11 protein-coding genes are annotated in these 21091 nt (G+C 35.4%); 2 read left to right on the top strand and 9 right to left on the bottom strand.

The genetic code is table 11. From position 1 onward, the window contains the following. Positions 1 to 5: 5 nt before the first annotated feature. The 9 genes from BMY39_RS10950 to BMY39_RS10910 form a co-directional block, all read right to left on the bottom strand. Entirely contained in the window at positions 6 to 3539 is a 3534-nt protein-coding gene (locus BMY39_RS10950; protein WP_092580257.1) for a family 78 glycoside hydrolase catalytic domain, read from the bottom strand. 259 nt (positions 3540 to 3798) lie between these two features. Next, on the bottom strand, positions 3799 to 5022 hold the full coding sequence (locus BMY39_RS10945; protein WP_092579566.1) for a Gfo/Idh/MocA family protein: 1224 nt from the start codon (positions 5020 to 5022) through the stop codon (positions 3799 to 3801). A 3-nt stretch (positions 5023 to 5025) separates the two neighbouring features. Further along, positions 5026 to 6369, bottom strand: coding sequence for a Gfo/Idh/MocA family protein (locus tag BMY39_RS10940; RefSeq protein ID WP_092579564.1), 1344 nt, complete (start codon positions 6367 to 6369; stop codon positions 5026 to 5028). Positions 6370 to 6371: 2 nt separating this feature from the next. Beyond that, positions 6372 to 7763, bottom strand: a complete 1392-nt coding sequence (locus tag BMY39_RS10935; protein WP_092579562.1) for a 3-keto-disaccharide hydrolase — start codon at positions 7761 to 7763, stop codon at positions 6372 to 6374. A gap of 314 nt (positions 7764 to 8077) precedes the next feature. Beyond that, positions 8078 to 9127 carry a DUF5627 domain-containing protein gene (locus tag BMY39_RS10930; RefSeq protein ID WP_092579560.1) on the bottom strand — a complete coding sequence of 350 codons (1050 nt, stop codon included), beginning with the start codon at positions 9125 to 9127 and terminating at the stop codon, positions 8078 to 8080. Positions 9128 to 9164: 37 nt separating this feature from the next. Continuing rightward, positions 9165 to 10889 carry a RagB/SusD family nutrient uptake outer membrane protein gene (locus BMY39_RS10925; RefSeq protein WP_092579558.1) on the bottom strand — a complete coding sequence of 575 codons (1725 nt, stop codon included), beginning with the start codon at positions 10887 to 10889 and terminating at the stop codon, positions 9165 to 9167. Positions 10890 to 10913: 24 nt separating this feature from the next. Next, entirely contained in the window at positions 10914 to 13961 is a 3048-nt protein-coding gene (locus tag BMY39_RS10920; RefSeq protein WP_092579556.1) for a SusC/RagA family TonB-linked outer membrane protein, read from the bottom strand. Between the two features lie 49 nt (positions 13962 to 14010). Then, positions 14011 to 15912, bottom strand: coding sequence for a RagB/SusD family nutrient uptake outer membrane protein (locus BMY39_RS10915; RefSeq protein WP_092579554.1), 1902 nt, complete (start codon positions 15910 to 15912; stop codon positions 14011 to 14013). A gap of 11 nt (positions 15913 to 15923) precedes the next feature. Continuing rightward, complete coding sequence (locus BMY39_RS10910) at positions 15924 to 19067, bottom strand: SusC/RagA family TonB-linked outer membrane protein (RefSeq protein ID WP_177176588.1); 3144 nt, start codon at positions 19065 to 19067, stop codon at positions 15924 to 15926. A gap of 335 nt (positions 19068 to 19402) precedes the next feature. Between BMY39_RS10910 and BMY39_RS10905 the strand changes: the two genes are divergently transcribed. Then, positions 19403 to 20026 carry a GntR family transcriptional regulator gene (locus tag BMY39_RS10905; protein ID WP_092579550.1) on the top strand — a complete coding sequence of 208 codons (624 nt, stop codon included), beginning with the start codon at positions 19403 to 19405 and terminating at the stop codon, positions 20024 to 20026. Between the two features lie 12 nt (positions 20027 to 20038). Then, entirely contained in the window at positions 20039 to 21085 is a 1047-nt protein-coding gene (locus tag BMY39_RS10900) for an isocitrate/isopropylmalate dehydrogenase family protein (RefSeq protein WP_092579548.1), read from the top strand. Positions 21086 to 21091 lie beyond the last annotated feature (6 nt).

Below are 21091 nucleotides of genomic sequence, written 5' to 3'. Positions count from 1 at the left end.
CTTAATTAAAACGAATTTATTTTTAGTTGAATGGTATGCTTACCTGGTGACAACCTAATATAATCAAAAGCTGATGGTACTTTTTCACCGTTATGAATGAAATCTTTACCATCTAAATTGTTCAGCGAAAATTCAGCGACCATATTTCCTGGAATTTCAATTTCATAGGTTTGCAATCGTGGATTGTTGTACTTGTAACTAGCTTTTATTGCCCCTCTTACCGTTGGTACAGTAATCTCACTAGATTTCAATTTACTCATTTGTGGTTTGATAGTCGCTATACCAAAACCAGCCGTTTTTGGTTTTATACCCCACAACCCTCTTGGTATCACATTAGCTGGTGCTGCGCCCCATGCATGATTCCAATCTAAGTTAACTTTATACTCATAATCCCAGGCCTCCAAACTAATTGTTGAGCCTATACGAATCATATTGTACCAACTTCTTTTTGCCTCACTGGCTAATAGCTCTAAGGCGTAATCTGCTTCACCCGCATTGTATAAACCATCCATTAAAAATTGCGCACCGTAAACACTACAAGCCATGCCACGAGATTTTACATAATCTACAACAGAACTAAAATGTTCTTCTGGTACTAACCCAAAAGCTAGCGGCATCATATTAGCGTGTAATGAGGCATGATCGGTACCAATGCCATCCACATAAATACCTCGTTCTTTATCAAACATTTGTTCATTTACTGCTTTTTTAGCTTTTGCCGCTCTATATTCAAAATCTAAGGCTTCTTGTGTTTTTCCTAATAAAGTAGCAAACTCAGCCATGATTTTCATATTCTCATAAAAGAACGCATTAATAACTGTACTGTAAGGCTTAAACACAAAACCATCACGTTCTCCTTTTGTTTTACTTCCTGCAAAATTCTTTGAAGGCCAATCTACAATATCCGTCAATGGTTTTTTATAACCTTTTTCGAATCCTAGCTTATACATAAACTCTTCTGTAACTTTTGTAGATGTTATTAACCCATCTTCATTGGAAAGCTCATAAAGCGTTTTATGCTTTAATGGCTCGTAATAACGCTCTATTAATTCCGTATTTCCGGTGTACATGTAATCTGCATAAATTAATAGCGCCACATGTTGTTGCCATTCTGTCGGCCATGTTGGATTTTTCATGAAATACTCAATAGTACGCCTTGCGATAGCATATTCTCTATCGGTTGTATAATGGCTTAACTGATTTAGGTACGCATCTGCCTCGTAAGGAATACGCTCTCTGTCACCATCTACATAAAGGCCCGCAAAAGTAGTGGCTTTAATAGAGTATTTACAGAAATCCCAAACTTGGTTTAGAATATCGTCATTACTTTTAAAGCTACTTGCATTATCATCCCAATAGCTTGTGTATCGTAATTGTTCGAAATCTTCTGCTTTTAAAGCAGTTTTGGCTCCTTCAACTTCTGCATATCTAAACGGCTGTAAAACAGGCCAATCTTCTGGTAATGGAATTGCCTTACTAGGTCCCGTCATACGTTTGTCTGGAACTGGGTTAATTTCTATTTGGTATTTTGTTTTTCCCGGAGTTACATCAACCTTAATTTCTTGATAACGAATGTTACTTTTTGCCGGAGGCGTTCTGTTTACATTACCTTTATCATCTAGCATTTCACCAATTCTAACAGTTAAAGTGTGTGGTTCTTTAGCTGTGTAGTTGAAATCGATGGTCGCAAAAGCCGCCTTGCCAAAATCTATAAAATAGACATCTCCTCGTTTCTCAAACTTGACTGGTTTAATCTTTTCAATATTATATTTATTTTCTGTTGAAATGATGTAACTATCGCTCTTACCAGTTGTAAATTTTTGAGGTTCGGAATAATCTACCAATCTGTTTTCTTCATCCCAGATTCTAACTTTCCAATAATATGATTTTCCAATTTCTAAAGGCTTACCGTTATACTCCACATTTGTAGATTTTAGTGATGCTACTCTACCACTATCCCAAACGTTACCATTATTAGCATTAATACTTTCTTGGTTTGATGCTACTAAAATTTGATATGCACCTTGAAATTTAGCACCTAAAGGTACCGTCCATCCAAATTCTGGTTTTAAATCGAAAATTTCAACATCCGTAGCAGGTTCTCTTATTAATTCAACAGTTAAATCAGTTGGTGCTGCCCTATATTCGTTACTGTTTTTTTTAATTAACTCATCAAGTTTTGCTCTTAGTTTATTAGCTACCTCCGTATACTTTTTCTTCCCTATTAAGTTTTTAATCTCTTTTGGATCTTTTTCTAAATCGTAAAGTTCTTCTATGGTTTTATCGTTTACATATCTAAAGTATTTCCATTTTTTGGTTCGCACACCTTCACTTGGTGGAATGTTTTCAAAATCCCATAAATGCTCAATTAAAATGGTGTCTCGAGCAATAGTATTAGTTTCTTGCTTTACTATAGGCAATAAACTTTTACCTTGCCATGTATCGGGTGCTTTAACACCTGCCAAATCAGCTATGGTTTGAGGTACATCAATATTTAATACCATATCATTGATATCTTGATGGGTATTTTCTCTTGGATCAAAAACAATTAGAGGCACACGAATGGAGTTATCGTACATTAGCCATTTTCCTGCTAATTTACGCTCGCCTAAAAAATAGCCATTATCACCCATGACGATAATAACTGTATTCTTATCAAGTCCTTTTTCTTTTAATTTTTCTCGAATTTTAGCGATTTCTAAATCAATTCCAGAAATCATCCTGTAATACCCTTTTAGACTGTGTTGGTATTTTTCTGGAGTATCGTAACGCCATGTCCAACGTAACCAATTAAATCCTTTCCTTACTATTTCAGGTTGCGCTTCAAAATATTTATCATCTCCTAGTTCTGGTCCAGGTATTGTGGTATCAGACAATAAATTATCTGTAGTATTCTGCCAAAAATATTGTTCTGGTGCACCATCATGCGCATGTGGCGCACTAAAGCTTAATGATAAACAAAATGGTTTTTTATTTGAAGCGTTTTTGTCTATAAAATTAAGCGCTTGCTGTCCTGTATACCGTGTTAAATGTACCGTATCGTTATCTATAGTTTTATAATAGTACCCTCTTCTGTCCTTATAGCGGTTATTCCTATCGTAATCTTCATACTCGTCAAATTGCTTATCTAAATCATTATAGCGCACACCATATTTACCAAAAAACCCTGTGTAGTAGCCATTATTTTTCAATAGGGTTGGATATGAATTCGCCATGTATTCGCTTCTAATATTTCCTGTTTGAAAATTAAAGTTGTGCGCCCTTTCATGAAGGCCAGTAAAAATACTAGCTCTACTTGCAGCACAAATTGGAGTTGTAACTATGGCTGTATGAAAATAAGTTCCTGAGTTTGCCAAATCATCCATTTGTGGTGTTTCAACATACTTATTCCCAGCGTAACCAATAGCGTCAAATCGCTGGTCATCAGTAAGGATAAAAATGATATTAGGCTTTTCGTTGCCATTTTTATGTTGAGCACTCAATGGACTTACAGCATATAAAATGCTTAAAATTAGGATTAAAAAACTATTTTTTCGCATAGGAATTTTTCTTAAAATCAAGTTGTTGTATTTACGATTATTCTGCTTTAAAATCAAAGCAGTTAAAATTATAATTTCGAAGGATAAATTCTGTCCTGTTGTGTCCTGACACGTTTATTTAATTATTCAAAAATATACAGAGTATTGGTTTGAAAAACAGAAATAGGCAACCCTGATTTAGTTTTTAAATTGCTTTCAAAACAATCTTCATAACCATACCTAACAGTAATTGAGTTTTTAACCTTGTCTCTATATAGAATTACCTTTCTATTATTCTCGTCTGTTGTAGCTTTGGAAATATATCTTTATTCCATTTAACGATCTTATTATTGTACATAGCATCAAGCCCCATTTGAACGCAAATAGCAGCTTTTGCTCCAGTAGTTAGATCTGATATGGGTTTTGTATTATCTTTTATTGCAGTTTTAAAATCAAGTAATGCTTGTTTACTTGGATCTAAATGCTCTAGATTTATTTTAGAACCTTTTTCCTTATCCCAATGTGCTGTAGCTCCACTAACACCATCGACATCCGTGACCACTTTATTCTTCTTTATACCTTCTGGATAAAACCATGCATTTTTAGTATCAATAATAATGGTTCCCTTGTCTCCAATTACTTTTATTTGATAGCCATCTTTAGCATTACTGGTAAGGCATGTAAATTTTGCTTTTATTCCTTTTGGGTAGCTATACATTAAATGTACATTGTCATAGGTTTCTCTACCGTCTTTCCAATAATCAACTCCACCAACGCCCATAACTTGATTAGGAGTTTCATTAAGTACCCAATTAACAAAATCTATTTGATGAGAGCACAACTCAGCAGTAAGTCCACCTGAGAATTCTCTATACATTCTCCAATTTATTGCTTTTTCGTACTTTGGTTCTGGAACTAGTCTTCTCCAATTTCCATGTCTATTCCATTGACATTCGAATGCAGTAATATTACCGACTTTCCCTTGTTGAATTAAATCCACCACATGTGTATATAACCTCGAACTATGGTACTGATGCCCCGTTTGAAATATCTGTTTAGATTGATTTGCTTTATTTACTAGCGCTTCTATGCGATCATAACCTTTAGCCAAGGTTTTTTCGCAATACACATGTTTACCAGCATCTAGTGCATCTATTGCTATTTTAGAATGTGTATTAAATGGTGTTGCTACAATAACAGCATCAACATCTCTATTATCCAAAAGTTTTCGATAATCTAAATAGCCAATAGGATTTGAATTAGCTTTTGACAAACCTTTATTTAATCTAAACGGTAAAACATCACAGACCGCAATAACATTAACACCTTTTATTGAATTGATAATTGACATCAATCCACCACCACGATCTCCTGTGCCAATAACACCAATATTTATAGTGCTATTAGCGTTTATATTAGACAAAACACCACCGTATAGATAACCTGTACCTGCAATACCTACAGTTGCAATTCCTGTTTTTTTAATAAATGAGCGTCTTTTCAAACTTTATATTTTAGGGTCCCAACCTGGTTCATAAGTTCTTGACCATAATTTCATAGCATCTCGGTTATACATCATACCAGTTTTATCGTTAACATCAAAAGCATCATTAATTCTATATGCAATATTCGCATAATGTACCAAAGCCATGCTTATGCTAGCATCGTCAATAGGTGCTGTTAATTTAGTTTTACCTCTTATAGTATCAAAAAGATTTTGAACATGTTTTGTTGATGTATCACCTCCACCACCTAAAGCCGTTCCTGCTTCGTTTGACTGAGAATCATATTCTTTAACTACTTTTCCTTTACGATTGTATAATACATATTTACCTCTATCTACAAATACAGTTCCTTCTGTTCCATAAATTACGGTACCACGACCACCACCATAAGTGCTATAACTATTTCTAGATTTCCCATCCCACTTAATAACTTTATTATCAGCAAATTTAAAGGTAGCTTCCATGTCATCATACATTTCCCAGCCATCGTCTAAAAAATGACGTTTTTCTGCTTCAACGTAAACATGTTGAGGAAAATCTACTTGTAACGCCCAACGCGCTACGTCTAATTCATGTGTACCATTATTTCCTGCTTCGGCAGTACCATAATCCCAACCATACCAATGCCAATTGTAATTCCATGTTTCAGATGTATAATCACGTCTTGGAGCCGGTCCTTGCCATAAATCCCAATCTAAACCTTCTGGTATAGCCGCTTTTTTTTGCAAAGGCACCTCGCCTCTCCCATTATTATAAAATGCAACTGCTTTATACGGTTTACCTATTATTCCATTATGAATTTCTGTAATTATTTCGATGGTATGACCAGACGAACGTTGCTGGTTACCCATTTGAACAATTTTATTATAATGTTTTGATGCTTTTACCAGTTGCTCATTTTCATACATGTTATGGCTACATGGTTTCTCAACATACACATGCTTTCCTGCTTTCATGGCCATGATTGAACCTGGTGTATGCCAATGATCTGGTGTGGCATTAATCAAGACATCAACATTTTTATCATCTAACACTTTTCTAATATCATTTTCCAATGCAGGATTGTAGTCAATGTGTTCTCTAAAAGCTTTTAAACCCTTTAAACGTTGACTTTCCATAACATCGCAAAGATATACTAACTTTACATTGCTTTGTTTTAAAGCTATTGGTTGTTTAAAAGCTCCAAGTCTTCGACCTAAACCTGCAATAGCAACATTTAAACGATCGTTTGCCCCAATAATATTATTGTAGCTTTTAGCTGATATTGCATTGATACTACTTGTTAAGCTTATACCTGCCGCTGCCAGCGTAGTTTTTTTTAAAAAATCTCTTCTTTTGCTATCCATTATTATTTGTTATTTTTCTTTGGAACTCGAATTTTAATATTTCTGAATGACACCTTATCACCGTGGTCCTGTAATAAAATTTGACCTTTTTCGAGTAGTCCAAAATTAGGCCATTTATCATATTTACTTTCTGATACTAATTTATTAAAATCGTCGCTACCTCTTTCATATTCTAATACTTTTACCCCATTAATCCAATGCTCCACATGATTATCTATTGAAACGATATGTGCGGTATTCCATTCCCCAATAGCATTAATAGGTTTATTAGGATCTGCTTGAATTAAATCATATAAGGAGCAAACAGTTCTACTACCTTCATGACTGCCAAGTTTTGCATCAGGATGTAACGCATCATCTAAAATTTGATATTCTAAACCAATTGATGACCCTGGACCTTTGTTAATTTCAGTATCTACATAATATTTAATACCACTATTTGCACCTGGCGTTAGTTTAAAATCCACTTGTAATTCAAAATTACTGTAATCGTCAGTTGTTACTATATCACCTCCAGCGGCAGATTCTGCACCTCCTGAAGCTAAAACTATTAGCTCTCCGTTTTCAATTACCCAACCAGATTCTGGAAATCTATCTAATTTTGCACCACGCCATCCGTTAGTTGATTTTCCATCCCACAGCATTTTCCAACCAGATTTTTTCTCGTTAACTGTAAGGTTGTTTTTTGTTATTACAGGTTCTAAAGGTGATTTTGTAGTGTATTTTTCTAGGTTTTCCGTTAGAATTTTAGCATTTTTCCACATTACCTGCTTGCCTAATTTCTCCTTGTTTTTGCCTATTGAGTGCACTTGTAAACCAATAAATCCGCTGGCTGTTTTATCGTCAATTAAATAAGAAGCTGGCACACCATTTATCCATGTTTTTATAGTATCTGCAATAGCTTCAACGCGATAATGATTCCATTCATTTTGTTTAAATGCTTTTTGCGCTTCTGAATTATTTTCCAATGTATTTAACCATTTACGTCTTCCCTCATCATAGATGCCGCCACTCCAAGCACGCTTTGAAGGATCGATCTCTACTTGATATCCATGTACTCTTCCATTCTGATAATATGGCAAACTGTTACTTCGTATTTGTATACCAGAGTTCATTGTTGAGTCTACTTTAAAATCAATTTCAAAAATAAAATCACCATACATTTTATTTGTAGTTAAAAAGGTGTTTGGTGTATTAGCAGCTGTTGTTCCAGTAATTACTCCTTCTTCTACCTCATAAGTAGCATTTCCCCCTTTAATATTCCAACCTTCAAGGGATTCGTTTTGTATTAAATTAACCCACGGTATTTCTTGCTTTTCTTCTTTACAAGAATACATATTACCCATTATTAGGAGGGCTACTAAAAATAATGAGCTTGATTTAAATACTTTCATTTTAATTATTTTTTTAAAATTATAAAAAAACTCTCCACCATAAAATAATTAACACCTATGATGAAGAGTATTGACTAACTCAAACAATTACTAAATTTTATTTTGAATACTGCAACATAGTTACAGAATTTAAAAATAGAAGCCATCCTGTTCTATCCTGAAATCAATATTTTTTATATTAAATCTGGTTATTTGATAATTCTAGGATTGCAGGACTTAAAATACAATCATTTTTGTGTGAATTAAAAATAAAAAAAAATAGCGAGGATTAAATCCTCGCTATTTTTTTATCATTTCATTTTTTATGTAAAAAACTACGGTGTTGTTAATTCAACTGTGAATTCCTCAAATACAACATTTCTGTTTCTGATTACTAATGTATCTTTTACAGCATGAGTTTCACTATTAACTGCATCTGTATATGTGTAATCTAAATAAATAACATTACGTTTTTCTCCTCCCCATTCATCACCATCTTGTACAAACCTTCCTGAACCAGAAACATTATATGGGTCGTCTCCAAAACTACTTACCGTACATGTATCGTCGTTATTAAATGCCAACTCAATATTTAGATCTCCTGGGCTCGAAAGCTCCCCTCTTCTTACACGATTAACATAGCTTACATTTGATTTTCCGGTTGTGGTTAATGTAGCCAACTCATCACGTTCAACAAATTCCGCTCTATACTCAGAAGTAGTTACCTCACCTGCACCATTCGTCATAACATCTGCTCCACGACGTAGATATATACCTTGATATTCATTCATAAACTTTATACCAAAAAGTGTATAATCTTTGGGTGCAGGGTTCCAATCCGCTGGCAATATCTTAATGGGGTTGTCTACAATAGGCACACCTGTTAATAAAGAATCTAATTCCTCATAATCTGTAATTCGCAAAGGAATCACATAATGTGTTTCGTTTACCCCGGCAAAAGACAATGGGTCATCAAAAAATGCGTCTTCCAGTTGAACAGGAATACGCCCATTTATAGAACCCGCAGGAATTGTAACCGGGCTTTGCTGTTCTATAGTATAATAAGAGGATGGTAAAATTTGGACATTTACAGAATCTACCCCTAATGCATTGGCATCTATTAATTCTGGAGCCAATTCAAAAAACACCCTGCGATCTATCGTATTTTCAACAACTCCGGACATCACAACACCTATTTCAAATCTACCATTATTGTCGTTATCATTAAAACCCAAATCGTACTCACCTAACACTAAGGTTCTAGCGGGTGACTGATAAGGGAAATAGACTGTGGTTGTGCCAAAATCTTCCGCTACGAATTCTTGATTTTCGCAAGCCATTAAACCGAAGGCTATAGCGAATATTATTACTAATTTAATTTTCATATTTAATATTTTTAGTTCTTTTAAAGTATGTAATTACTTACCAGCCCATATTCTGTTCAAGTGCAGTAAATCTTAAAGTTTCTGCATTTGGAATTGGCATATACGTAGCAAATGTTGGATAATTCCTTGTTTCAACGGGTATACCCAGTGTATAATCGGTTCCATCAAAGAAAGCGCCCTCAGCTGTTTCATTTAAGGATAGTCCCCATCTTCTTAAATCCCAAAAACGATGTCCTTCAAAACTCAATTCTATACGACGTTCGTTTCTAATAAGATCGCGCATAGCCTCCATTGATGTAATTGACGCTAGGTAATTATCTGGCTGAGTAAGCCCCGCTCTTTCTCTAATAGCTCCAATAACCTGACGAGGTGTCAAACCATTAATTTGTTGATCTGGGCCACCAATTTCATTAGCAGCTTCTGCAAATATTAGAAACAATTCTGTATATCTAAAATAAACACTATACGTTCTCTGACCAACTGCAGATCCATCATCATTTAATCGTACGCCCGGGTGTAATAATTTTTTAAGATAATATCCTGTTTTTGTGGAAAATTCAGGAATAGAATCTAATCTATCAATGCCTCCACCGACACCAGTATTAATACTACCTCCTCCAAAAGAGCTTCCATTAAGTACTACAAACTTCTCTAATCTAGGATCTCTATTCGCATAAGGATTTTGTGGGTCGTAACCATTGGCTGCTGTTGCAGGAAATCCGTTTTCCATAGGAAATACATCTACGAAATTTTGTGTAGGATTGATTTCCCCATTACCATTTACAGAGGGTGGAAACATACGTCTCTCAATACCAGAACTTGTACCATTTGGTATAGAACCTCTCCAGATCATTTCATCAGAAGTACTCACGTCGTAAGTAGTATAATAATCTACACCATTAGATGATAAACCAGCAACTCCTCCTATAGTATTTAATACTTCACTTGAAAATTCAGCCGCCATTGTATAATAGGCTTGGTCGTTTAAAAACGATGGACTAGCAGCCATAAGTGCTAAGCGTGCTTTTAACGCTTTTACTATTCTACCGGAAATTCGCAAATTATACAAAGAACCGTTAACTACGTCGTAATTATCAAAATCAAAGTTAGCATACCTTGGATCTATATCTGCTTCACTTAATCCATAATCCATAGGCAATAAATCAAGTGCCGCATCAAAATCCGCCATAATAGCTTGCACCGTAGCTTCGAATGATAAACGAGGCGTGTTAAAATTACCATTAGATTCTATAAACTCTGTTATGTATGGTACTCCCAACAATTCTCCAGAAGTACCTACACCTGCATGTGCCTGTAAAGCGTAAAAATGATGTAAACCTCTCAACGCTAATGCCTCACCCTCCATACGTTGATAAAACAATTCGTTCAGCTCTTCATTTGGAGACCATACAATTTCGGCAGCGTCAATGATCTCTAAAAATTTGTTTACCCATAATACACTTTCAAAATTATTCCAACGTGATGCAGGATTAAACTGCGCATTTAACTCACCAAGAGCCATACGCTTAAAATTGTTATCTAATTGGTTATTTACAGCATCATCTGTTGCAGCCTCAATAAATGAAAACTGATTTACCAAACGCGAATAGCCATTTAATAACACACCTTCTGCAGATGCTGGATCATTACTAACAAACTCAAAGTCCAACCTGTTTTCATCAATAGGGTCTAAGATAGCCTCACAGCCAATTATGCCCGTAAAGACCGACATAATAACTATATATTTTATTAATTTTTTCATTTATATATCTAATTTTTTAATTTATTAAAACGACATTCTTATACCAAGCGTATATGTTCTAGATTGTGGATTACCACCGATGCTTAACTGACGAATATCTTTATTTTCAGCTACCTCTAAAAGGTTGGTACCTTGAAAATTCAAACTAAAATCTTCAACTCCAATTTTATCACATAAAGCATCAGTAAACTCATAAGTTAACTGTGCACGACTAATTTCAAAGAAACTGTTATCATACAACCAGAACGACGATGTTCTAAAGTTATTTTGGTTATCTCCTGATGTTAATCTTGGAAAAGTTGCCGTGTTAGCGGTTTGTGGCGTCCAACGTCCCAATACCACTTCGGAGTATTTATCCGTCCCATTTGGGCTATAGTAATTGCTAAAACCAGTTAACTTATTACCCAAAGCACCAGTTTGTCCAGTACCTAATACAAATAAATTAAATCTTTTGTAATTTAAATTTAGGTTAATCCCGTAAGTCCATGGACTTGATGATTGCCCAAGCGCCACTTGATCATCTAAATCTACAACACTATCACCATTTTGATCGGCATATCTAATATCTCCTGGTTTTACATTCGTTCCAAGATTTGGCTGTGGTAAGCCACTGTTCAGTATAAAGTTTCCGTCTGTATCAACGGTAAAGTCTGATTCAGAATAAAAGCCTAAATCTTCAAATCCAAATATTGATGATAATTCAAGGCCTTGTCTGTTTTGATATGCAAACTCGTTAGTTTCTGAACGTTTTGAGGCCTCTGTTTGGCTATATAATACGTTCGCACCAATACCAATCGAAAAGTCGTTAAAGGTTTTGTTGAAATTAAGTCCTAGTTCAAAACCAGTATACAAATTGCCATTAAAATTATTTAATGGTCTAAACGCATTATAGTATGAAGGATATTGATCTGCTAAGAAAACCAATTGTTTATCTAGTTCTGTTCTAAAGTAATTAGCTTCTAACCAAAGTGAGTTCATTAAATAACTTTCAAAACCTATATTTAAATCTATACGCTCTTCAAAACCTAAGTCAGGATTAGCACCTTGCGAAATGTTTTGTCTGCTGTTAGCGAATACGCCATCTGCCCAAGAAAAATTTGACCCACTTGAATAGTTTTCGTCATATAAATAGTAGCCATCAATTCCTCTATCGGACTTTATAATTCCACCAGAAGCCTTTAATTTCAAATAGTTTACAAAATCGTTATCTTTTAAAAACGGCTCTTCGCTTATAATGTAGCCCAACCCAACTGTTGGTGAAAAACCACCTCTATTACCTTCTGGTAACTTAAGTGAGTGCGCGTAAGCTCCAGAAAAATCAACAAATAATTTTTTCTTGAAATCGTACGTCATTTGAAATCCTAAATGAGAATCTCTATCCGTTTGAAGAGCACCAGCTCTCTTCTGGGAATTATAATACCCTAAAACTGTTGTATTTATTGAGTGATTTTTAGCCAAGGCTTTTTCATAATTTACCAATGCATACATACCTATTCGTGATACAAACCCATTAGAAACAGTATTCTCAGACAAATCTCTTCTATCTTGTCCAAAATCTCTTAAACGAATTCCATTATTTGTATCTGGGTCCACAAGGGTATAAGCTCTAAACTCATTTGATATAGATGTGGTATAAGTATCGAAAAAGTCGAAACTTAAATACGTCTTTGCCGATAAGCCTTCAGTTATTCGAGAAAGATCAAAATTTATTGCGTTATTAAACTGGGTTACACGAAACACTCTATTTTGATAACCACCAGCAATCGCTTGTGCTACAGGTGCGGGTGTATTTCCTCCAAGTTGTAGTGACGTACCTAATAAATTACCATCAAAAATAGTTGCACCTGCTAACAACGTTTCCAATGCAGGGTCATTTTCAAGAGCACTTACTGGAAGTAAAGGTGCATAATCAAAAGGTATAAATGTAGTAGCCGCATTTAATAGGTTTGCTCTAGAACTTTTAGCGGTATTAATAATTGCTACACCATCAATGCTACTAGTAATCCAATCGTTAACTCTAAAGTCTATATTACCTCTTACATTAAATCGATTGGTTCCTGCGTTGATATCCTCGTTAATATTAACCCAATCTTCGTTGTAAAGCCATCCTACATTAACGTAATATTGCGATTTATCATTACCACCTGAAAACTCAGAAATTACATTGTGAGTATTTACAAAGGGTTGTACAAAATCATACAAGTTAACATCAGGAAATTCAATAGGGTTTAATCCACTTCTTGTGTTTTGTATTTGTTCTTGAGAAAAACCAACTATATTCAAGTCCAATCCATCGTTGACAAATGCTTCATTACGGAGTTCCATAAAAGTGGCAGCGTCTAAGTAATTAGGTAATGCTAAAGGTGTTCTTATACCAGAACGTACATTCACGTTTACCTCCTTTTTATTTCTTTTACCACGTTTTGTGTTAATAATTATTACACCATTTTGCCCTTGGCTACCATATAAGGCCACTGCATTAGCATCCTTTAGTACGGTAATTTGCTCGACCTCTTCCATGTTTAAAACATTGGGGTCACGACCAAAAACACCGTCGATAACAAACAATGCATTTCCTATACCTCTAATATTAGATGAGCCTCTTACCCCTACGGTTAAACCATTAATATAATCTCTTACAAACTGTGTGTTATCGTACGTTAACCGATCTTTAGTGTTTACTGACGATACAGAACCTACTATCTCACGTCTGTCTCTAGTTGCGACTCCCATGTTTATTTCGTCATCTTCTGACGCTAGAAAGTCTGACTTTACAAGTGTAATATCACCTGAAAGCGTCGTTAAACTAACAAGTTGCGATTCGTAACCCTTCTTCTCTATAACTGCAGCTTCGCTACTAGGCAAGGTAATTTTAAATATCCCATTGGAGTCGGTAGATGCCCGAGCACCTTCAGGACCGTAAATATTCACCCCACTTAAAGGATTCCCTTGCTCATCAACCACGGTTGCTGACACCTCTGTTCCTGCAGATTGAGCTGTCACCATAGTGCAAAAGCATAACATGGTTAAGCATACGAGGCCGTAAAACCTATATAATTTATTTATCTTCATTTCTTTTTGTTTAGTATTTTAGTATTAGTTAAAACAAATTTATTAAAGTTTACCATCCTGGATTTTGAGGGAAGCCTTCATAAAATTGTGTTTGATTCGCCTCAAATGGCAGCCAATAGTGTTTAGGATATTCACAAACTCTATCTACCAATACGTCTTCCTCGAAGAATGTCCAATCTTTATCAAAATTTAATTTTGTCTTAATCCTATATTTATCTTCATGGGCAACTCCCCAACGGCGTATATCTACCCATCTGTGCCCTTCATAAGATAATTCCACAGCTCTTTCACGTCTTATTTCATCTAAGAATTTATTACTGTCGGCAACAATAGCCGGATTTACGTTAGCAATTCCTGCTCTAGCTCTTAATATATTTATTGCCTGTTCTGCAGTAAGAGAAAAAGAACTAGGTGCTGTGGTTGCGCCTCTAGATACATGAAGTGCTTCTGCATACATTAGGTACACATCGGTTAACCTCATATGCATGCGTATACCTGTAAATCTTCTAAGAATATTGTTCCCTCTTTGGGAATGGTATTGCCCATCGATTTCTGGATAAAATTTCTTAAACATATACCCAGACCAAGAATAATTATTCCTGTCGCGATGTGCACCAGAATTTCCGTTTTCATCGGTTGAATACAACTTCATCGTTCTATTTACAGCAGGTACACCTCCTCTTGTTGAAAGTGTGTCACGATCTTTAAAAACCCATGCGTAAAAACGAGGATCACGATTATCAAATGGTCTATTAGGATTGTAAGTTGGTGTACCGTATACTCCACTTAGGTCATCCTCAATAGATAATCCATTGGCCATTCCAAAATTTTGATGTATGTAGTTATGAGTGGCACTAGTACATTGTGTACCGGTAGCAGCAATAGGTCTTGGCATTCCCGTAGCCATAAAGCTAAGCGTAGAACCAACGTGCGATCCGGCAGAACCGGCAAAAATTAACTCTCTAGCCTCTGGAACTAAACCTGGCCAAGTATTAGTAGGTGTTTCCCATAATACTTTCTTGTAATCCTCCATGTTTGTTGCTAAGGAATATTCACCCGCTTGTTCTAGTTTAAGTACTTCGGCAAAAGCATCAACAGCCATAGCGGCTAATTCCGTATCGTAAGTGTACGTATTAATTCCTGGCTGGTTGTTGAAAAACATTAGTGGACTTGCTGCAAAAAGTAAGTTTTTCCCTTGAAACCCGTAAGCGGCCCCTTTTGTTAACCTACCCGCATTGTTTCCACGAGTTCTCTGCCCATAAGGTTCATCGTCCCAATCTACAGGTAGTAATTCAATAGCTTTTTTATAGTCTTCGTTAATTGACAATGCCACCTCCTTATACGTTTCTGGGCGTGGAATATCAATTACTCCTGTAAATACTTCTTGAATATGAGGAAAACGCCCCCAAAACTTCATCACTTCGTTATGGAAAAATGCTCTGAAAAAGTAAGCTTGACCAAGGATAACATCTTTTTCATCCTGAGTTAAACCAACCATTAAATCTTCGTTGGCAATCACAACATTAGCTTTACGAATACCGCGCATGCTGGCATTCCACACCTTTGGTCTACCTCTACCTTGTTCTTCATTGGTGCTCCCTAGTGTTCCATTATTAGAACCCGTTTGAAACCTATTATTTTGATGTAAATAACTTAAGCTATTACCGATCCAACGATTTAATTCACCTCTATCTAGTTGAGTACTAAATTTAAAACCTTGGGTATTGTAACCGTCATCTCCATAAATGTAATCTTGGAAAGACCAACCATTTGTTCCGTAGTCAACCACCAAATTATACATTTCTTCTACAAAACCTTGTGATGTTTCAAAGGTTCCAAATACATCGGCTGCTTCAATTTCAGCCTCTGGAGCAATGTCTAAATAATCTTCGCAGGCAAATGCAAGCAGCAGCCCTAGAAATAAAACTATTTTTACTTTAAAATTTTTCATAATTCTTTTTTTTAAAAATCCAAATTAAAACCGAAATTAAATCTTGCCAAAGTAGGATAATCTCCTCTAAAACTAGAATCGGAAGTTTGACTACTATTAAATTCCCTATCATCTGGTAAATCTGTCCATAAGAACAAATTATTACCATTAGCAAAAATACTCAATGCTTTAACTCCTAATTGCTCGCATGTTTTTTTCGGTACACTATAATTTAAGGCTATACTCCTTAATCTTGTTAGCGAACCATCCCAAAAGTTACGTCTTGGATCACTAGCACCTTGTGTGAAATTAAACAGTGGTTGTGTTCTTACACCTGTTGGGTTATCTTTTGTCCAATATCCTAACTCGTGTGTAAAAAACGTATCTATTTGATTATTAAAGGTTCTACTGGTATAATCTCTATTTGCATTTTGTGTACCATAGAACTGTACAGATAACTTCCATCCTTTGTATTTAGCTCCAACTGTAGCAGCCCAGTTTCTTTGTGGACGCACTGGGAAACCAAATGGCACATTATCAAAAGCACCATTATAAACACCATCTCCATCGTAATCAAGTAAATTATAATATCCAGTACGTATATTCCCTTGTCCGTTAACCCTTGGTGTTGAGCTGTACAAATCATCTATACTCCCAAGTATATTAGCTGGAATAGCAGATCTTGGTTGTCCAATAGTATACCCCGCTGCTTTTTGGTAAAACGGACGTAATTCTGGATCTTCTCTATCAATTACCAAATCTTTAGCTTGGGTGAAATTAAAGTTACCAAAAATATTTAATCCGTTTCCGAAGGTATGATTAGCACCAAGTACGATTTCAAATCCTCGCACCTCTACTTCTCCTCTATTAAAGGCTGGAGGGCTAGCACCAAACCAATCTGGAACCGCTCTTTGAGTACTTGGTATTAGAATATTGCTACGATCTTCTCCAAAGTAGTCTAACTCTGCAGTAATTGCATTGTTAAACAATCCTATTTCTGCACCAATATTATACTTTACAGCTGTTTCCCATTGCAAAGCACTATTACCTACGTTAGCCTCACTGTAAAACACATAATTCTCACGTTGGTTAGAAGCATTGGGATTGATAAATGCACCACCTCCAATATTCCAAGTTGCCTGATACTCAAATCTATTTCCTCCGCTATCATCACCAATTAAACCATAAGAGCCTCTAAATTTAAGAAGATTTACCCAATCAACCTCACTCATGAATGCCTCGTTAGACACCGTCCAACCCGCTGCTAAAGCAGGAAAAAGATCGAAACGGAATCCAGGACCATATTTCTCCGACCCGTTGTAAGCACCACTTATGTCTAAGAAATATCTTTTATCATAGTCGTAAGTAACCCTTCCTACCCAGTCTTCACGAAGTACAGGAAAGTTATTAGGCTGACTGCGATTTTGACGTCTAAATAATAGCAATCCTGTAACCGAATGCTTTTCAGCAAAGGTATTACTGTAATTAAATGAAAAATCATACAATAGATTATTACGAATTGAGTTATTCCGAATTTCTGCCGCATCAAGTGTCCATGGAAATGGCACAAAACCAAAATCATTAACTCCGTTTGGAGACTCTATTCTCTCTTCGAAAAATTCGTTATACACACGATATCTAACATTTTCTTGACCATCACCTCCTGGGTCATTCAAATTTTGTACACTTTCAGATCTATTATCTAAAGAAAAACGCCCTTGAAATGATAAACCGCTCGTAATAAAGTCTAATTTTTGTTTTAAAATAAAGTCAGTATTTATATTAAAAGTATTGGTAGTCTGGTAACCTGTGTTTGTTAAGGTTACAATAGGGTTTGTATTTGCAAAGACATCGTTATTATCTCTACCATAGAAACCATCAGGAAAAACAGGGTTATAAGCATTAGGCGCAAGCTCATAAATAGCATTTGTAACCAGGTTTAAGTTACCAGGCGTCTGTTGAATACCTAAGAACCCCCCAAGGTTTACAGAAAATTCTGTAGTACTTGTGATATCAAAATCTATATTACTACGGAAATTAAATCTATCGTAGCTAAACTCACTTTCATACCCTTTACCATTATCATAACTAGCTCCGTCAAAAATATCAGAAACTTTTTGGTACGCTAAACTACCAAAATACTTAGCTTTATTTGTTCCTCCACGAACAGATAAATTAACACGGTAGTCCTGCGCCATATCCTTTAAAAGCGCATCTCGCCAGTTTATATTAGGATATATTAAACTCTCCTGCTCATCCGCTGGATTACGGAATCTATTAGCAATTTCAATTGGACGAATAAAATTCCAAGAATCTTCATTCTGAGCAAGCTCCCTCATTATGGAGGAATTTGCTTCTAGGATTGCATCATACGCATCTAGTTTTTCAGGCAACTTAGAAACAAACTTAAGCGTTGTATTCGCCTGTAATGACAATTGCGCCTTACCTTTTTGCCCTCTTTTAGTGGTAATTAAAATTACACCATTTGCACCTTGCACACCAAAAACTGCAGTAGCAGAGGCATCTTTAAGTACAGAAAGATTTTCAATATCATTAAAATCGATATTATCAATAGGTCTTGGCACACCATCTACAAGGACTAATGGTTGCCCGGTTCCATTCCATGAAGATTGACCACGAATAAAAATTTGCATATCGTTTCTACCCGGTACACCACTACCTTGTATGGCAGTAACACCTGGTAAATTACCTTGTAAAGCCTCCTCTACATTGGTAATACCAGCATTTAGTTCTTGTAAGCTCTCTCCTTTAATTTGAGTAATTGCACCTACTACACTTTCTTTTTTCTGAGTTCCATAACCTATTACGACTACTTCATCAAGACTTGCTACGTCCTCCTCTAGACCTACATTAATAGTAGTTCTTCCATTTATTGGAATTTCTACAGTTTTAAAACCTAGATAAGAAAATACTAAAGTTTTTTCGCCAGTAGTTAATTCAAGAGAATAGTTACCGTCAAAATCTGTAGATGCTCCGCGTTGCGTTCCTTTTTGCAACACACTTACGCCAGGTAACGGTATGCCACTAGCATCAGTAACAGTACCCGAAATTCTTTCTTGAGCCCATAAACTAGTTGGCGTGAAACTGGAAAACATTAACATTAAGATTAAGGTTAATCCAGAAACAAAACATCTTTTCTTTAATTTGTGTTTCATTTTGAGTTTTAGTTTAAACATATAATTTAGTTTTAGTGGTCATAACGGTACAATTGTTTGAGAAATAATGGTACCATTAAGATGATAACAATTTTACAAATTAGAAGCAACTAGAGTATCCTGTACTATACTGATTAGTGCATTTATTTTTCTGTTTTCTTAAAAAATCGAAATCAACAAACAAACAAAAATGACCTATTAATGACTACTATTCAGTTAGTTATATTGAGAAACTATAGCTCATCTAAAAATAATAAAAAAAATCAATTATCAAATGAATCGATATTTCTATTTTTGTATTTTGTATACAAAATGCACTTGCTAGAACTATTTGAATGATTGAACATAAAAATATAAGCCAGCCAATTTATTTAAAGTTAAAGGAAATGATTTTAAATGGCGAATTAAAACAAGGCGAAAAAATAATTCAGGAAAAAATTGCGGAATCGCTAGGTGTAAGTAGAACACCTCTCATGAAAGCTTTATTAACCCTTGAAAATGAATATTTAGTAGAAAGCGTTCCAAGAAGAGGCATGTATGTTAAGGCGTTTGACAAAAAAGAGATTATAGATATCTATATATGTCGTGAAGCCATAGAAGGAATGGCTGCTCGTTTACTGGCATATTTAAAAGATAATAAGATAGTAGCACAACTAGAAAATTGTTTTACGCCCTTTCAGTCAGGGAACAAAATTAATATTGAGGCCTATTCAAGAGCCGATGAAAAATTTCATTCATTATTAATTAAACTTACAGAGAATGCGCCTCTTGATAAAATTTACTTCTTCGGAAAAATACACGATAAAGTTATAGGTCATGGACTTGTAAGACCTCCAGAAGAAACACTAGAAGAACATTTTAACATTATAAATGCTATTGCCAGTGGCAATGCTGATGAGGCAGAAAAACATGCCAGACTACATATAAAAAAATCTCGAGAATTATTATTAAATCAATAAAAAACCAAAAAAGTGAAAAACTATAATATTGCAGTAGTGCCAGGAGATGGCATAGGAAACGAAATAGTTCCAGAAGGCTATAGAGTATTGGAGGCTGTTGCTAAAAAACATAACTTTAGTATTTCATCAAAGACTTTTGATTGGGGTGCAGGTTATTACCTTAAAAACAAAAAATTCTTACCCGAAGATGGATTAGAAACTTTAAAAGAATTTGATGCGGTGTATTTCGGTTCAGTCGGTTTACCAGCTGTCGATGATACGCTTCCTGCCAAAGACTACACATTTAAGGTACGTACAAGTTTTAATCAGTATGTTAATTACAGACCTGTAAGGACCTATCCAGGTGTAACAAGACCTTTGAGAACTGAAAAACATATCGATTTTGTAATTGTTAGAGAAAATACCGAAGGCGAGTTCGTGCAAATGGGTGGACAATACCTACCAGATTCTGCAAACGGAATGGGTACAGATACCAGTGTGTTTACTAGAAAAGGAATAGAACGTGTAGCTCATTACGCCTTTAAATTAGCTCGAACAAGAAGAAAGAAAGTAACCCATATTACAAAATCTAATACCTTAATTAATAGCTTAACCTATTGGGATCGTGTTATTAAAGAAGTTGCTTTACAGTATCCTGATGTTGTTCATGACCAAATGTATATCGATAACTCCACAGCTAGTTTTGTTCTTAAACCAGAAATTTTTGATGTGGTTTTAACGACTAATCTTTTTGGTGATATTTTAAGTGATTTAGGTGGTGCTGTAATGGGAAGTCTTGGTCTTGGCGGTAGTGGAAACATTAATCCAGAAAAGGAATTTCCTTCTATGTTTGAACCTATTCATGGATCTGCTCCAGATATTGCAGGGCAAAATATAGCTAATCCTTACGGACAAATTTGGTCTGCTGCCATTATGTTGGAACATTTAGGAGAAACTGAGGCTGCAAATAATATTATGGAAGCTATAGACAAAAGTACATCTTCGGGTGTATTAACCATAGATTTGGGAGGAAATGCTAGTACTTCAGATGTAGCTGATGCTGTTATTAGAAATCTTTAATAGCAA

Origin of the sequence: Hyunsoonleella jejuensis, from assembly GCF_900111025.1 — a bacterium.
Taxonomy (GTDB): Bacteria; Bacteroidota; Bacteroidia; order Flavobacteriales; family Flavobacteriaceae; genus Jejuia; species Jejuia jejuensis.
This window is presented reverse-complemented; position numbering and strand designations above follow the sequence as displayed.

Bases quoted from the DNA above. Each gene is read 5' to 3' on its own strand.
- BMY39_RS10925 (WP_092579558.1), bottom strand. From the start codon at position 10,889: ATGAAAAAATTAATAAAATATATAGTTATTATGTCGGTCTTTACGGGC.
- BMY39_RS10950 (WP_092580257.1), bottom strand. From the start codon at position 3,539: ATGCGAAAAAATAGTTTTTTAATCCTAATTTTAAGCATTTTATATGCT.
- BMY39_RS10905 (WP_092579550.1), top strand. From the start codon at position 19,403: ATGATTGAACATAAAAATATAAGCCAGCCAATTTATTTAAAGTTAAAG.
- BMY39_RS10915 (WP_092579554.1), bottom strand. From the start codon at position 15,912: ATGAAAAATTTTAAAGTAAAAATAGTTTTATTTCTAGGGCTGCTGCTT.
- BMY39_RS10910 (WP_177176588.1), bottom strand. From the start codon at position 19,067: ATGAAACACAAATTAAAGAAAAGATGTTTTGTTTCTGGATTAACCTTA.
- BMY39_RS10940 (WP_092579564.1), bottom strand. From the start codon at position 6,369: ATGGATAGCAAAAGAAGAGATTTTTTAAAAAAAACTACGCTGGCAGCG.
- BMY39_RS10920 (WP_092579556.1), bottom strand. From the start codon at position 13,961: ATGAAGATAAATAAATTATATAGGTTTTACGGCCTCGTATGCTTAACC.
- BMY39_RS10930 (WP_092579560.1), bottom strand. From the start codon at position 9,127: ATGAAAATTAAATTAGTAATAATATTCGCTATAGCCTTCGGTTTAATG.
- BMY39_RS10935 (WP_092579562.1), bottom strand. From the start codon at position 7,763: ATGAAAGTATTTAAATCAAGCTCATTATTTTTAGTAGCCCTCCTAATA.